General features: G+C 39.0%; 11 protein-coding genes and 2 pseudogenes. 7 read left to right on the forward strand and 6 right to left on the reverse strand.

Translation table 11 applies throughout. The annotated features are described in order from the left end of the window. Nucleotides 1-69 precede the first annotated feature (69 nt). From flhA to fliQ, 4 genes and pseudogenes are all read right to left on the reverse strand, one after another. Entirely contained in the window at nucleotides 70-2,166 is a 2,097-nt protein-coding gene (gene flhA / locus JO40_RS03615) for a flagellar biosynthesis protein FlhA (protein ID WP_044978056.1), read from the reverse strand. After that, nucleotides 2,167-3,346 (reverse strand): annotated as a pseudogene (gene flhB / locus JO40_RS03620) (flagellar biosynthesis protein FlhB). After that, the gene (gene fliR / locus JO40_RS03625; RefSeq protein ID WP_044978058.1) at nucleotides 3,343-4,137 is read right to left on the reverse strand and encodes a flagellar biosynthetic protein FliR; all 795 of its coding nucleotides are present in this window, start codon (nucleotides 4,135-4,137) and stop codon (nucleotides 3,343-3,345) included. Before fliR ends, flhB begins: the two are co-directional and overlap by 4 nt. Nucleotides 4,138-4,162: 25 nt before the next feature. After that, on the reverse strand, nucleotides 4,163-4,432 hold the full coding sequence (gene fliQ, locus JO40_RS03630; RefSeq protein ID WP_044978059.1) for a flagellar biosynthesis protein FliQ: 270 nt from the start codon (nucleotides 4,430-4,432) through the stop codon (nucleotides 4,163-4,165). A 131-nt stretch (nucleotides 4,433-4,563) separates the two neighbouring features. Here fliQ and JO40_RS03635 point away from each other — a divergent pair, with 131 nt between their 5' ends. From JO40_RS03635 to JO40_RS03660, 7 genes and pseudogenes are all read left to right on the forward strand, one after another. Then, nucleotides 4,564-5,715, forward strand: coding sequence for an iron-containing alcohol dehydrogenase (locus tag JO40_RS03635; RefSeq protein ID WP_044979687.1), 1,152 nt, complete (start codon nucleotides 4,564-4,566; stop codon nucleotides 5,713-5,715). Between the two features lie 8 nt (nucleotides 5,716-5,723). Further along, complete coding sequence (locus tag JO40_RS03640; RefSeq protein ID WP_044978060.1) at nucleotides 5,724-6,512, forward strand: TrmH family RNA methyltransferase; 789 nt, start codon at nucleotides 5,724-5,726, stop codon at nucleotides 6,510-6,512. Between the two features lie 95 nt (nucleotides 6,513-6,607). Continuing rightward, nucleotides 6,608-6,760, forward strand: coding sequence for a hypothetical protein (locus tag JO40_RS13855; RefSeq protein ID WP_010696575.1), 153 nt, complete (start codon nucleotides 6,608-6,610; stop codon nucleotides 6,758-6,760). 86 nt (nucleotides 6,761-6,846) lie between these two features. Further along, nucleotides 6,847-7,730, forward strand: a pseudogene (locus JO40_RS03645) (Rpn family recombination-promoting nuclease/putative transposase). A 241-nt stretch (nucleotides 7,731-7,971) separates the two neighbouring features. Next, nucleotides 7,972-8,613, forward strand: coding sequence for a hypothetical protein (locus JO40_RS03650; RefSeq protein WP_044978062.1), 642 nt, complete (start codon nucleotides 7,972-7,974; stop codon nucleotides 8,611-8,613). Nucleotides 8,614-8,637: 24 nt separating this feature from the next. Beyond that, nucleotides 8,638-9,879, forward strand: a complete 1,242-nt coding sequence (gene hutI / locus JO40_RS03655) for an imidazolonepropionase (RefSeq protein ID WP_044978063.1) — start codon at nucleotides 8,638-8,640, stop codon at nucleotides 9,877-9,879. A gap of 54 nt (nucleotides 9,880-9,933) precedes the next feature. Further along, nucleotides 9,934-10,575 carry a cyclodeaminase/cyclohydrolase family protein gene (locus tag JO40_RS03660; protein ID WP_044978065.1) on the forward strand — a complete coding sequence of 214 codons (642 nt, stop codon included), beginning with the start codon at nucleotides 9,934-9,936 and terminating at the stop codon, nucleotides 10,573-10,575. Between the two features lie 69 nt (nucleotides 10,576-10,644). Here the strand turns inward: JO40_RS03660 and JO40_RS03665 are convergent, their stop codons facing one another. After that, nucleotides 10,645-11,694 carry a threonine aldolase family protein gene (locus JO40_RS03665; protein WP_044978068.1) on the reverse strand — a complete coding sequence of 350 codons (1,050 nt, stop codon included), beginning with the start codon at nucleotides 11,692-11,694 and terminating at the stop codon, nucleotides 10,645-10,647. A gap of 18 nt (nucleotides 11,695-11,712) precedes the next feature. Beyond that, on the reverse strand, nucleotides 11,713-13,332 hold the full coding sequence (locus JO40_RS03670) for an ATP-binding protein (protein ID WP_044978069.1): 1,620 nt from the start codon (nucleotides 13,330-13,332) through the stop codon (nucleotides 11,713-11,715). Between the last annotated feature and the right edge of the window lie 78 nt (nucleotides 13,333-13,410).

The following is a 13,410-nucleotide window of genomic DNA, read 5'->3' on the forward strand; positions in this document are numbered from 1 at the left end:
TTAGTTTAACACGCCTTTTTTGTACTGTCAAGGGTCTTAAAATACCGTGTCAAAATACCTCTACTCTTTTTATTCAGACTCAGGTGTAATGGTTCCCATACCTATAACTGAAATATCCTTTGGAATTTCAGGAACTGATAATACCGGAACCATGGGCATTTCGTATTCTAAAAGGCGTTTTATGAGAAGGCGGCCTTCTTCAGGAACCAGAATAACGGCTATCCCTACAAATTGAGAATTAAAGTTGTTGTATGCCGTTTGAACAGCCCTAAGCCATGCTTTCTTAGCTTCAGTGTCGATTGCCGGTTGAGGCCCTGTAATGGTATCTATACGGCTTGCTAAAACCGTTTGAAAAAATGCCGAATCTACCATAAAGGCTCTTAAGGCATTATCATCGCCTAAATATTGCTGAACAATTTGCCGCCCAAGTCTTTGCCTGACTTTTTCTGCAATCAGATACATATCGCCGGTAATACGTCTATAGTCTGAAATTGTTTCAAGAATTGCAGGAGTATTTCGTATTGAAACATTTTCTCTGAGAAGGCATTTAAGAACTGTTTGTAAATCGCCTAATGTGAGTTTATCGTTTGATTGAATTTCCTCAACAACAATCGGGTTTAATTTTTTTGCTGAATCCAAGATGTTGCTTACCATCTGCCTTGAAAGAATATCATCCGCATGTGTTTTGATTACCTGTGTTAAATGAGTTGCTATTATGGAAGGCGGGTCTATAACAGTGTAGCCTGCTCTTTCGGCTGCTGCCCGATTTGATTCCGAAATCCAAATAGCAGGGAGGCCGAAGGCCGGATCCAAAGTGGGTTCGCCCGGAATTTCGTCTTGTACATTTCCGGGATTTACCGCCAAATATGCGCCCATCCTTATTTTTGATCTTGCAACCTCTACACCCTGTATTGTAATACAGTACTCATCAGGCGGAAGATTCATAGCATCCATAATTCTGATAATCGGCATTACAAGTCCCGTTTCAAGGGCTATTTCTTTTCTTATGCGTTTAATTCGAGACATAAGTTCAGAACCTTTTTTTTCGTCTACCAAAGGTATAAGACCGTATCCGAATTGTAATGATAGATCGTCTAATGGGCTTACGGCCTTAGTATCATCCGTTTCAGTCTTGGCTGCTTGTTCCGATGCGGCTTGGGCGTCTTTAGCTGCCTGTTCTTTTTGCGCTCTTGTTACCTTTGTTGTCTGTAAGCGCCAGCCTAAAAAGGCGAGGCTTAGTGCAATGAGTATTAAGATTATTGACGGAAAGCCGGGTAAAACTGCCATGACCGTCAAAGTGATAGCTGCTACATAGTATATGGTTGAATTTCGGGAAAATTGATCCGTAATGTCTTTTCCAAAAGAACCTGTCGAAGCTGAGCGTGTTACTACAAGGCCTGTTGCAACCGATATAAAAAGAGAGGGAAGCTGGGCTAAAAGTCCGTCACCTATGGTAAACCTTGTGTACATCTGCATAGCTTTAGTAAATTCTTCTTCTCTAAATACTATACCTACAATTAAGCCGGCTACAATATTTAAAACCGTTATAAAGATTCCTATTTTTACATTTCCTGAAACGAATTTACTCGCGCCGTCCATCGCCCCGTAAAAGTCTGTAGACCTTTGTAATTCTTCTTTTTTCTTTCGGGCTTCGGCTTCAGTAATAACACCTGCATTGTATTCCGCTTCTATTGACATGCTTCTGGTATTATTAAAGTCTAAGGCAAAACGGGCTGCAACCTCGGCAATTCTTGTAGCACCCTTTGTAATTACAAAGGCTTGAACGGCAATCAAGATGATAAAGATTACAAAGCCTATCACCAAACCTTGATTTCCCGCCGAGCCGATAACAAATTGACTAAAAGCCGCTATCATTTTTCCGTCAAATTTTTCTCCGTATGTCAAAATAAGCCTTGTGGAAGCAACGTTTAAAGCTAGACCGAATATGGTGGAGACTAAAAGCAATGAAGGAAAAACCGTAAACTCCGTAGGTTTATCTATAAATAAGACTATGAGCAGTATTATCAAGCTGAATATAAGATTCAACGCCATAAAAAAGTCCAAAAGAGCTGTAGGCAGAGGAAGAATAATAACAAATATTACCATGATAGTTCCTATAGCTACAAAGACATTCGGTACTTCCTTAAAAATTCTGTTTTCGGCCATTTATCTAGTTACCTCCATTCTTCTTTTGAGTGCTTGTTTATCTTTCATCGAGTAAATTTTTAAGAATATAATTGAAAGCGATTGATAGTACTCGCTTGGAATTATCTGTCCTAAATCTACGTTAGCATAAAGGGCACGAGCCAATGGAACATTTTCTATAGTAGGAATGTTGTTTTCTCTTGCAATCCTTTTTATATTTTGAGCAACCGCATCGACGCCCTTTGATATAACCATTGGGGCAGGCATAACGCCTTGTTTCCATTGAAGAGCGACAGCATAGTGGGTCGGGTTTGTAATAACGACATCGGCATCCGGAACATTTTTGATTCCCGTCTTTTGCAAAATTGCCTGCATCTGCCTGCTTATTTGAGCCTTTATCATCGGGTCTCCTTCCAATTCTTTGTACTCATCGGTTATTTCAGTTTTTGACATTTTTAAGGATTCTGAAAATTGACGTCTTTGAAAAAAGTAATCGGGAATACTTAACAGAACCAGAGCGATAGAGGCATAAACTAATATTTGAGCCGCCGTTTTTGCTATAAAGATTATTGAGTTAGTAAAATCTGATTGAAGAAGAGCTATCATCTTTGTAATATTGTTTTTTATAACCAGGTATCCTATAAAACCTATAATAACAACCTTAAAAAGCGATTTGGCCAAATTAAAAAGCCCTTCGGCAGAAAATATAGCTCTTTTAAAAAAACCTCGCAAAATTGGGAGTAACTCTTTTGAAATCAGGTTTAATAGGCTTTGTAGAAAACAAAAAGCCTCTATTTTGTATAATGTTTCCCAAAACTCCCGAAATTAAAGCTACAGCCGTTATCGGAAAAACCGTTTTAAAAAAATATGTAAGAAAAATCCAGAACCAAGCTCCGTTTATAACTTCCTCTGTTGTGCAGCGTTCAAAAAAGAAAGAGATTACCTGCATAAGAGATTTAAATATATAGGGACCCATTATTATAAGTGTAATTACGGGAAGCAGCACAACCATTGCCGCATTTAAGTCTTGACTTTTTGCAACTCTTCCTTCTTCCCTGGCCTTGCGTATTTTATATTCTGTCGGTTCTTCGGTTCTGCCTTCATCTTCGGCAGCGAACCACTGCAAGCCTATCTTCTTATTGAGGACAAGCTCTTCTTGCGAAAAATATCTTAGGTAAAGGAGGGATTTTTCGGATATCATTTAGTACTCCTCAAACTGTCTAAAAGCCGCCAAAAATCCGACAAACCTTCTTCAAGCATAATTTCAAAAGTGTTTATAAAAAAAGGCAGAGCAATGGCCAAAATAAAAAATGCGGTTAGAATAGTAATGGGAAAACCTTCCGATAGCAGATTCATCTGAGGGGCTGCCTTTGTTAAAAGCCCCATTGTTATGTGAATTAAAATAAGAGTTCCCATAACCGGTAAGGCAATTATCATTGCATTAAAAAAAAGTTTCCCGACTGCGTTTAAAAGATAGCTTACAAGTTCTTCCTGCTTTTCTAAAAACATAAAACAGTTGACATGCTCTATCCCCTTCATTATACCGCCTAAAAAAAGGCGTTGAAAACCCTTTATGCGTAAAAAAATAAGCACGGCAATAAAGTTAAAATATTGACCAATGAGGGGATTTTCAACTTGAGCGAGGGCATCAAAAACCCCTGAAGCACCGAAGCCCATCTGAAACGAAAAGAACTGTCCTGCCGTACTGAATGTAGAAAACAAAATGCTTATAAAAAAACCTGTTAAAACACCTATAAGGCCTTCACCCAAGAGTAAAAGAAGATATTCAAGGCTAAATGCATTTAAATTTATAAAGTTGGGATAGGCATAGGGAGTTACCATAAATGCAGTTAAGCCCGCAAGAGCAACTTTTGCAATTCTTGAAACATTGCGCATTGACATTAGGGGGGATGTCATTAGCATTGCAAAAATCCTGACTGCTGCGAGTAAAAAAATAGGTTCTTTGTTTAGGATAAAATCGAAAGGCTGCATTTATTTTTTTAAAAGCCCCTTTAGTTTATCTTACCAGTTGAGGAATTAAATTCATTAAAGAAACAAAATATTCTCTTAACACCGTAATCATCCAACTTGCCAAAAGGGCCAACATTCCTAAAATAGTTAAAATTTTAGGGACGAAGGTAAGCGTCTGTTCTTGTATAGAAGTAGTCGCCTGAAAGATTGCAACGATTAATCCGACTAAAAGAGCTGCAATTAAGATAGGTGCAGAAAGCATCAGTATGATACCTATACCTTCACGCATTAAAGTAACTATAGTACCTGTAGTCATAGTCCCCTCCATAATGACCTAGGATTTTCTATAATTATAAACAAAAGAGATATATTTTTCAAGGCAGCAATTAAAATTCAAGTTAAAAAAATATATGCCGAAAATTTACCTTGTAGAGGAATTTGAAAAAAATGGCAGATTTTGTTTTTAAGATTTCACCAAAGGTTATTTTAGGAAACTACTCGCTTGCCCGCATCGGAGAAGAAGCTGTAAAATTCGGGAATCATTTTATGTTTATTGCAGACCCTTTTTTTGAAGACATGGGCTTGGTAGATAAAATCAAAAAATCTCTTGAAGAAAAGCATATATCTCTTTTTGTGTTTAACGGCTTTGAAAAAACGGCTGATTCTGAAGTCGTAGAAAGAGCACTTTCATTAGCAAGAGGAGCACATATAAGGGGAGTAATCGCCTGCGGAGATATGACTGCATGTGCTTTAGGCAGGGCTATTGCAGCTCTTTATAATGAGGATAAACCTGTTTACCGATATATTGAAGGCGAGCCTATCACAGCCGGAGCATTACCGTTTATTCAAATTCCCACAACTTGCTGTGACCCTTTTTTATTTGGGAATTCCAGTTTCATTATAGATTCCAGAAATAGAACCGTAAATATGCTAAAAATAAATGAAGATTTATGCAATCTTGTAATTTTCGATTCAAATACATACACAGGCCTTGCACCCAATGCAATGACTTCAATGATTTTTGCAGGCCTATGTTCTACATTTGAAGCCTATGTTTCGACAAGAGGAAGCTTTTTTTCTGAAACAATTCTCGGCAAGGCAGTCGAAATATTTTTAATTTCTCTTGATCCTCAACATGAAAAACTTGTCGGAATGCCTAGAGAGGAATTTATTGCTCAAGCTGCTTGCCTTTCAGCCATAGGAATTGCAGCTTCTGCCCCGGGCCTTGGAACTGCGATAGCTCTTGCTGCAGGCGGGCGATACAGAATATCCAGCCCGCTTATCTCGGCTATTTTACTTCCTCATGTAGTTAACGATGCTATTTCTTCAAGCCTTTCAAAAACCGTATCTGTAGCAAGAATGCTTGGTGAAACAATGCTTGAAGGCGGAGATGCGGCAGAGGTTTCAAAAAGAGGAATTGAAGAAATTCGCAGGCGGCTTGCTGAGGCTAACTTGCCCGTCCGCTTAAAAGATATAGATTTAACTATCGAGTCGCTTGTACCTGTTGCAGAAGATGCTGCCCGTCTGAGTTTTATGAACTATAACCCAAGACCGCTTGCAAATCACGATATTTTTGAAATTATAAAACAAGCCTTTTAAAATTAAAAATGCCGGAAATATTTAAACTGTACAATCTGCCCCAAAAACAAAGATGCCGCAAAATATTGCGCATTTTGGAATCAGCTGAACATGCCTTTGTTCAAAACAAAGCTGACGAATTTTTGGATGTCTTTTATCTGCGTTCCATCTTAAAAATTGTTTCAGATGATTTGGATTCCGTTTCTTCTTTAAAAATTCAAAATTGGATTGAAAACCCGCAAGAAAAAGAGAAAAGAAAGATTATCAATTTTGTAAGGTATGCTCTGTATAAAAAACTTGAAATAGCACCTTCGGAGTGGGACTTGATTTTACCTAATTCTACTGCCGATGAAATTGCAAATTTCAGACGGACTTTTTTTGAAGGGGTTTATGTCTATGCCGAAGATATCCGCACACCATTCAACATAGGTTCAATTTTTAGAACGGCAGAATCTTTTGGGGTAGAAAAAATTTTTTTGTCTCATGACTGTGTTTCTCCTGAAAATCCTAAGGCAAAAAGAACGGCTATGGGCTGTACCGGCTATCTGCCATGGGAAAGAGCCGGCCTTGATGGTCTTCCCGAGCTCCCTTTGATTGTACTTGAAACGGGAGGAACGGATATTTCAAAGTTTGAGTTTCCTAAAAAAGGAATTGTCGTTATCGGTTCGGAAGAATTGGGAGTAAGCCCCGAAGCTATAAAAAAAGCTGAAGATAGAATCATCACCATTCCCATGTATGGAATAAAGGCCTCGATAAATGTAAGCGTTGCCTTCGGTATCTGTATGCAAAAATGGTGTGAGGCCCTTACAACCGGTTAAATTAAAATAAGCCGCAAAGACCACCAAGGTAAATTAAAGAATATCTTACAAAATTGCGGTAAGTGTGCTATAATACAACAAGTGAGGAAACAGTTATGAGTACTTCAAACAGAAAATACAAAGACTCTGTGTTTGTCGACCGTCAAAGACTGTACATCCGTGTACAGTCTTTGACTTCGAGTTTTGAGCAAAGCTCAAAACATCGTAATGCCGGAACCCCCGCCATCCGTGGCGGTTATATAGTATGAGCACTTTTGCAAATAGGCGGAGCAGATGCAAGGAGTTAGGCAAAAAAGTACCGCAGGCGTATCGGGTATACGTCGAAGACACTTTTTTGCCGTGCGACACAGCAGATGCCCGCATATTTGCAAAAGAAAATTTCTTGTCGCTTTATAACGCCTTGCATGGTACAAATCTTCCGCTTTCATCTCCGGTCGAAAATATAAGACTTGAAAACGTTATGTACATGAACATAATCAACGACGTTTCCTGCCTTGTAGACGGTAAAATCATTGTGCTCGCTGAACACCAATCTACGATAAACGAAAATATGCCGTTACGCTTTTTAGAATACATTGCAAGGCTCTATGAAAAACTGCAAGCACCGACAGACAAGTATTTAAGAAAGCTGTCAAAAATACCTACACCTGAGTTTTACGTTTTTTCTATAATGGTATTGATGACTATCCTGAAACTACGGTTCTAAAACTTTCGGATGCATTTATAACAAAGCCCGAACACGCTCCGCTGGAACTGACGGTACAAGTGCTCAATATCAACACGGACAAAGCAAACAAAGTTTTAACAGCCTGCAAACCGCTTGAAGAGTACAGCCTCTTTGTAGAAGAGGTGAGAAAGCAAACACAACTCGACAGCGAAAAAGGCTTTACCAATGCGGTAAAGATATGTATAGAAAAAGGCATCTTGAAAGAATACTTACAGCGAAAATCACGGGAGGTAATAAATATGTTAGTGGCAGAATATGATTATGATACCGATATAGCCGTACAACGAGCTGAAGAAAGACAAATAGCTTTTGCCGAAGGCATCGAGCAAGGAATTGAAAGAGGCATTGAACAGGGGATTGAACAAGGGTTTTCCGATGGAGCTTACCGAACAAAACTTGAAACGGCAAAGCTTATGCGCATGCATAATTACCCCATTGCCGAAATTTGTACAATGACCGGTCTTACCAAAGAAGAGGTGGAAAGCGTTTGAGCCCGAATCTCTCCGCTATATTACTGAGAGCTCTTTTGAAAATAGGCGGGATAAGTACAAGGAGTTTAGCAAAAGCGAAGCGGAGGCATACTTGCTGTACGTTGAGCATTTTTCAATAGCGGCATGGATGCCGCTGGTTCCATTAGAAGCGACGCCGTAATTGCCCGCCTATTTTCAAAAGCCCTATTGAAAAATATCCTTCTTAATGCTATCTTAATCTCTACCGATTGCGGAGGTAAAAATGAAAAAAATTAAAACCGTCCTTTTTATGACAGTCCTTGTGTTTACTTTTACAGGATGTGAACTTTTGGATTCTTTGGCTCGAGAAAGCGAAATCATTAAGCAGATAAAAGATGAAGATTTAAGGGGCTACACGGTAACATGGCTGATTTTTGCGGATGACAGTGATGCCTTAAAATCTGCCGCCTATAAAAAAGCGGCCGGCTATTATAAAAAACTATCTGAAAGTACCGGTTTAAAAGATAAATTGCAAATTATAGTTGTTTCCGACGGTATAGAAAAAGCAATTCGCGAAAAGGTAAAAGAAGCCGGTTTTGATGCGGATTGTTTCCCGCTAAAATGGAACGGTAATGTAAAAAATAAATATAATCCTAACGATAAAAAGAATTATTCCGTTTTTTTTGATAAAAAAGGAAGAGCTCTTTTTAGTATGACGGAAGATTGGAAATTCGAAAATTACAGCGGACTTTCGGATTATGCCCTTGAAGCGGCAGGCTTAAATAATATAAACGAATTAAAAAATCCGCTGACTTTTTTTAATACCTTAAATAAAATACAGGAAGACGATATTTTTAAATTTATAAACAATGCAGTAAATTTAAATCTAAAAGATATTTTAAGATCTTTTATAAACCAAAACTAATTTTATCTTAATGGAGGACTCAAGATGACTTTATTTATAAGCGACAGTATTTTTTCTTCTACCGAAAAAAAAGGAGAAGACTTTGATAAGGCTTTTGCCGGTTATATAGTTGTAGAAGACGGTCTCATTCAAAAGGTATGTAAGGGAGAAGCTCCCGAAAGTTTAAAAAACCAAGCCGACAAAATAATAGATGTACGGGGAAAAACTATTACGGCAGGACTTGTAGATGCTCACACCCACTTAGTGCACGGCGGCTCCCGCGAACACGAACTTGCAATGAAACTTGCAGGAAAGACTTATCTTGAAATTCACGCAAGCGGGGGCGGTATATTCAGCACCGTAAGGGCAACCAGAGCAGCATCAAAAGAAGAGTTGACTCAAAAAGCATGGAAAAGCCTTGACCGTATGCTTATTCACGGCACAACCACAGCCGAATCAAAGAGCGGCTACGGACTCGACATGGAAACCGAAATTAAATGTCTTGAGATAAATTCTTATCTGGATAAAAATCATCCTATCGATATTGTTTCGACCTATATGGGAGCCCATGCAACCCCGCCCGAATTTAAGGACAACAAAGAGGGCTATATCAAGTTTATGACAGAAGAGGTTATGCCCGAAGTTAAAAGACGCGGCTTAGCGGAATTCTCCGATGCCTTTTGTGAAGACAAAATTTTTTCGGTAGAAGAAACCGAAAGAATAATGAAGGCGGCAGCAGGCATGGGTTTCAAATTAAAGCTTCATGCTGATGAGATTATTCCCTTAAAGGGAGCCGAACTTGCAGCAAAGATGAAGGCGCATTCAGCCGAGCATTTGATGGCCATATCCGATGAGGGCATTACGGCTCTTGCAAAATCGGGAACGGTTGCCGTTCTTCTTCCTGCAACTTCTTTCTTTTTGATGTCACCCATTTATGCTCCCGCAAAAAAGATGATTGAAGAAGGCGTAAGGGTTGCCCTTGCAACCGATTATAATCCCGGAAGCAGCCCGACTGAAAACTTACAAATGTCTATGTGGGCAGCCTGTTACAAGATGAAACTTTTGCCTGCACAAATTTTACGGGGGGTTACCATCAATGCGGCTTATGCGATAGATCGTGAAAAAACGATAGGCAGTATAGAAGAGGGAAAACAAGCTGACCTTGTAATCTTTGATGCACCCAACATAGATTACCTTGTTTATCACTTCGGCCTAAATTCCGCCGAACAAGTCTGGAAAAAGGGAAGGCTTGTTGCCGAAAATAGCCGGATAGTTTACAATAACTAACTATGATGTTTAAATTGAACAAACAAAAACAACTTGAAAAATAGGAGATATTTTATGGAATTAGTAAAGATGACGGTAAATGCTTTTGTTGACGAAACCGCCAGTGATTCACCTGCTCCCGGAGGAGGCTCCGTTTCTGCATTGGCAGGTTCTTTAGCCTCTGCGCTTGGGCAGATGGTTATACGCCTCACGACAGGGAAAAAAGCCTTCGCCTCTCTTGACGAAAAAACTCAAGAAGAATTTAAGGCTCAGCTTCCGAAATTAGAAAAGGCGCAAAAACGGCTGGTTGAAATCATTGACGAAGACACTCAGGCCTTTAATGCTTTTATGGAAGCCTTAAAGCTGCCCAAGGACACCGATGAGCAAAAGGCAAAGCGCAGCAAGGCTATGTCCGATGCTACTGTTGTAGCCATGCAGGTACCGCTTGAAACAGCTAAGACCTGTTTAGAGATACTACGCTTTTTACCCATTGTTGCCCTTCATGGAAACAAAAACGCCGCTTCGGATGCGGGCGTTGCCGCCCTTAATGCCCGATCCGGCTTGGAAGGAGCTATCTTAAATGTTAAGATAAATCTAGGCGGTATCGATGATGCGCCCCTCTGCGAAAAGACAAGAGCTGAATGTAATAAGATGCTTGAAGAAGGCGAAAAGCTAAAGACCGAAATTTTAAAAACAATCTATTCAAAGATTGAATAGGTTCGGCAAAACATAGCTTTAACCGGAATAAAAAAGCTCTTTCCTTTTTGGTAAAGAGCTTTTTTTGTTTTAATTAGTTTGTGAAGATATTTCGTCCAAGAATTCAAACAGTTTTTTTACGGCTTCCTCTTTTGTCGCCCACGAGGTACAAAAGCGCACTGCCGTTTGGTTTTCCGAAACCTTTGTCCAAAATTCGCATTTAAATTTTTTTTCTATTTTAGCTAAAAGGCTGTTTTCGATTATGGGAAAACTTTGATTTGTTTCACTTTCTATCAAAAAAGAAAAACCTCTATCGGAAAAACCTTTACGGATCATCTTAGCCGTTTTGTTCATCATTTTTCCTATTTCAAAATAAAGGTTATCCGTAAAAAGCGTTTTAAACTGAAGGCCTAAGAGTCTGCCCTTCGCAAAGAGCCCTCCCTTTTGCTTTTGGATGTATCTAAAGTCTTTTTGCATTTCAGGATTGTTGATGATAAGAGCCTCTCCGAAAAGAGCCCCCATTTTTGTTCCGCCTATATAAAAGGCATCCGTGTACCTTGCCATGTCTGCAAGGCTTAAATCGTTATTGTCGGCGGTGAGGGCTGTTCCCAGGCGGGCACCGTCAACATAGAGAGGTACGGAATATTTTTGAGCGGTCAGCTTTAAATCCTGTAATTCTTTTTTTGAATAAATGGTGCCGAGCTCGGTAGGATTGGAAATATAAATCATTCCGGGCTGAACCATGTGTTCGGCCGTGGGATCATCATAATGAGCCCTTATAAGAGCCTCAGCTTGCCCTGCCGTTATTTTTCCATTTAGCGTTTCAATGGTAAGAACCTTGTGTCCGCAAGCCTCTATTGCACCCGATTCGTGTACGTTTATATGCCCCGTATCTGCGGCTATTACTCCTTGATGAGGCCTTAGTGTAGAAGCTATCAAAGTTAAGTTGGTCTGTGTTCCGCCTGAAAAAAAATAAACCTTACTCTGAGGTGCATCCAATTCTTTTAAAATGAGGCCTGCCGCTTCTTCACAATATTTGTCGCAGCCGTAACCGGCAGTTTGCTCTTCATTTGTTTCCATTAGTTTTTGAAGAATTTTCGGATGACAACCCTCGCTATAATCATTTATAAAAAAATACATATCTTTTCTCCTTATTGTTTAAAGCTCTTCCGTCTTCCAATCTCCGATAGTCCGCTCCTCTTCATCAAAACTCGAACCTATAAGGATTATCTTTTTACCCATAGTCTTAAATTGATCTGCATAGCCCTTCTCTTTTATTTGAGCTATCGCGTCTTCGGCACTTCCTGCACTCATAAGCTTAAATTCAAAGATATATATTGAATCTTTTGTTTGCACTATACAGTCAGCCCTTCCCTTTAAACAGTATATTTCAGTCTGCACAAATTGTCCCATTAACTTAAAGATTAAGTAAACGGCAGTCTGATAGTTTTGCTCCCTAAGTTTAAGTTTATCCTTAGGTAAGTTATCATAAGGTACCCCCGCTATTATCGCCTGCATCCTTTCCATAAACTCATCTACCTTTCCCGCCCTTACATCTTCTACAAACTCCCATATCGAAACTCCTGTCTCATCAGGTCTAAGTGAACAATAGGCCGGCAAAAGATTTTCTAAAAAACCATACCTCACCTCATCATTAGGAAAACCTAACCTATATAGATTACCTTCTTCTATGTATTCTTTTATCGTTAAATATCCCGATTGAAAAAGTATCGGCAAAGGATTTTTTGCATCTGCTCTATATAGTTCTATACCTGCTTCATTTAATTCTACATTACCGTCTAAGTTAGGTACATTATAATGAGCATCTTTTAAGTAATTTACTAAAAAAGTCGGTGTGCCCGTGGCAAACCAATAGTTTTTTAATTCTCCTGAGTCGAGGGTGCTTAAGATACTAAAAGGATTATAGACGGATTCCCCTAAAACACTGAACTTATATCCGTCATACCTCTTTTTTAGCTCTTCAATCATTTTATCATAGCTATTCTTGGTGTTACCTGCTAACCTTTCTATTTCAGGCTTAAAAGTATTTTCTATCTCGTCTTGAGTTAGACCGCAGACTTCGGCATAGTCATTCAGCATACTTATATCTTTTAAGTTGTTTAAATCGCTGAAGATGCTTACCTTACTGAACTTTGTTACACCGGTTAAAAAGGCAAAGCGGATATATTGGTCGCAAGTTTTTATCACCGAATAAAAGGCCTTGAGGGTGTTCCGGTATTCTTCGTTTAGTGCTTCATTTACTCCCATAGTCTGTAACAGGGGCTTATCATATTCGTCTACAAGAATAACTACCTGCTTACCGGTCTTTTGGTATAAGGCTAAAATTACGGTTTTAAACCTATCTTCAATGTCTCCTGAAGTCTTTGTAAGATTATAAAGCCTTTCCCAATCATTTAAGTGTAAATTGATAATTGTAAAAAGAGCCTCTTGGTCCTTATAATATTTTGTATTAAAATCCATGTAAAGGACAGGATATTCTACCCAAGCATCCGTCTTTTCTATTTCGGCTCTTTTTTCTTCAGCTTTTTCAATATATAAACCCTTAAAAAGCTCCTTTTGGCCTAAAAAGTAGGCTTTGAGTGTCGAAAGAAAGAGGCTTTTGCCGAACCTGCGGGGACGGCTTAAAAAGTATGGGGAAGAAGTACGTACAAGATTATACACATATTTGGTTTTATCTACATACAAATACCTATCATTCCTCATCTTTTCAAAACTTTGTATACCTATGGGAATTTTTCGTGATAAATCAAAGTCCATTTTAAAGCTCCTCATGCATATTATAGCATAGATAGGCATTTGTTTAAAGGGTTTAAAAGTAACAAAATATGAACCGTT

The organism is Treponema putidum, assembly GCF_000755145.1.
GTDB classification, from domain to species: Bacteria; Spirochaetota; Spirochaetia; order Treponematales; family Treponemataceae; genus Treponema_B; species Treponema_B putidum.

Bases quoted from the DNA above. Each gene is read 5' to 3' on its own strand.
- fliQ (WP_044978059.1), bottom strand. From the start codon at position 4,432: ATGACTACAGGTACTATAGTTACTTTAATGCGTGAAGGTATAGGTATC.
- JO40_RS03640 (WP_044978060.1), top strand. From the start codon at position 5,724: ATGCCGGAAATATTTAAACTGTACAATCTGCCCCAAAAACAAAGATGC.
- JO40_RS03650 (WP_044978062.1), top strand. From the start codon at position 7,972: ATGAAAAAAATTAAAACCGTCCTTTTTATGACAGTCCTTGTGTTTACT.
- JO40_RS03635 (WP_044979687.1), top strand. From the start codon at position 4,564: ATGGCAGATTTTGTTTTTAAGATTTCACCAAAGGTTATTTTAGGAAAC.
- JO40_RS13855 (WP_010696575.1), top strand. From the start codon at position 6,608: ATGAGTACTTCAAACAGAAAATACAAAGACTCTGTGTTTGTCGACCGT.
- fliR (WP_044978058.1), bottom strand. From the start codon at position 4,137: ATGCAGCCTTTCGATTTTATCCTAAACAAAGAACCTATTTTTTTACTC.
- JO40_RS03665 (WP_044978068.1), bottom strand. From the start codon at position 11,694: ATGTATTTTTTTATAAATGATTATAGCGAGGGTTGTCATCCGAAAATT.
- hutI (WP_044978063.1), top strand. From the start codon at position 8,638: ATGACTTTATTTATAAGCGACAGTATTTTTTCTTCTACCGAAAAAAAA.
- JO40_RS03670 (WP_044978069.1), bottom strand. From the start codon at position 13,332: ATGGACTTTGATTTATCACGAAAAATTCCCATAGGTATACAAAGTTTT.
- flhA (WP_044978056.1), bottom strand. From the start codon at position 2,166: ATGGCCGAAAACAGAATTTTTAAGGAAGTACCGAATGTCTTTGTAGCT.
- JO40_RS03660 (WP_044978065.1), top strand. From the start codon at position 9,934: ATGGAATTAGTAAAGATGACGGTAAATGCTTTTGTTGACGAAACCGCC.